At 56.8% G+C, this 1,510-nt stretch carries 1 protein-coding gene; it reads right to left on the bottom strand.

Translation table 11 applies throughout. The features are described from left to right. Positions 1 to 181: 181 nt before the first annotated feature. Complete coding sequence (locus tag ALO43_RS16095) at positions 182 to 1,411, bottom strand: IS91 family transposase (RefSeq protein WP_074801837.1); 1,230 nt, start codon at positions 1,409 to 1,411, stop codon at positions 182 to 184. Positions 1,412 to 1,510: the final 99 nt, after the last annotated feature.

The raw sequence follows: 1,510 nt of genomic DNA, 5'->3' as shown, positions 1-1,510 counted from the left end.
ATGTATAGGAATTTCAATAATTCCTATACAGGGTAATCCTCCTAAAAAGGCACCCTCTGCGTGCTGCCAACGTGGCGTCGATGTCGGCAAAAAGCTTTTTTCACCCATCACCCACGCCGAAAAATGGATTGAAAGCGACTTTTCTGTACCTTTTCCAGATTTTGGACGCACCTCTCCCGTATCAGGCCGGCACGTACCTCAATTGCGCGATGCTTTGAGCGTTGTTGATCAAGCCCTGCACCGTCAGGCCGGCGATGGCTGCGGTGTACACCATCCGCGCTCCGCACAGCACGCAGCTGAACGGATCCCGCTGCAAGAACGCTTTGCTCATCTGCGCAAAATACAGTTTTGGCGCTTTGCCACGCCTTTCCATGCGTAGCGCCTCATACACCCGGGGTAGCTGTCGGCCACAGACGCGGTTGGCCAGAAATCCAAAATACCGGATCATCCGAAAGTGCTTTTCGGGGATGTGCTGCACCACCCGGCGCAGCATGTCGGTCTGGCTCAGCGTTTCCTGCTGATAGGTCTTGGTGCGGTGATCCAGGTAGGTGAAGCTCAACGTGGCACCGGAGGTGTAGTGCGCCAGACGACTGCCCGAGATGGGCGGTTTTTTCAGGTAGCGGCCCAGGTAATTGACTGTCTTTCGACCGTTTTTCGTCTTCTTCGACAAGTGGATGTGCCAGTGCTGACCACCGGCGTTGAGCACAAGGTGACGCCAGTCATTTTCGCTCTGCAGATGAGCGTTTTCAGGTGGGACGGTGGTGTGCTCCCACTGACTGAGCAGGTACTGGCGTACATTCCACATCCAGCGCCGACGCAAGGCTGATGGATGAAACGACAGATCTTTCCAGACACCTGCGTCATCGATCCCACCCAAGGTGACCGAGACATGGATGTGTGGGTGCCAGTTAAGTCGCCGGCCGTAGGTGTGGATGGCGCAGAAAACACCCACCTCCACGCCCCGGCGTCGGCCCGCATAGAGCAGGTTGTCGACGGCCAGGCGACACAAGGCATCGAGCCAGTGACGGTTATGAAAGAACAGCGGCCACAGGGTGTCAGGCAATGTGAACACCAGGTGTTGCCAGGTACACTCGGGTAAGCGGTGCTGTTGATTGGCGATCCACTGATCGGTAGCTTTTTTGCCGCAGGATGGACAGGCGCGGCAGCTGCAGGTGTTGCACAGGTATTTGGCGTGCGGGCAGCTGTCGTTGCCGCAGGTGTAGTGTTTGACGCCCAGGATCGAGGTGCCGCAGGCCAGCATTTTGGTGACGGACTCGACTTCGATGTCGCGCAAGCCGCCCTCCTCGAGGAGGTGTGCCCAGCATTGATTGGCGGTGAAGAGGTTTTTGAGCGGTCGAGGTGTGTAGGCTGGACTCATCTGAAGCAGCAGCGGTGGGTAAGCAGGCTTCATGATGATCAATAATGGGCCTCATGACAAAGCTCAAATCCATGTTTCTGCTGCTACGCGATCGCAAGAACGGGCGATTTGCAGCCGCAGGCTGCCCTGTTC

Source organism: Pseudomonas tremae (assembly GCF_001401155.1).
Lineage (GTDB): Bacteria > Pseudomonadota > Gammaproteobacteria > Pseudomonadales > Pseudomonadaceae > Aquipseudomonas > Aquipseudomonas tremae.
This window is presented reverse-complemented; position numbering and strand designations above follow the sequence as displayed.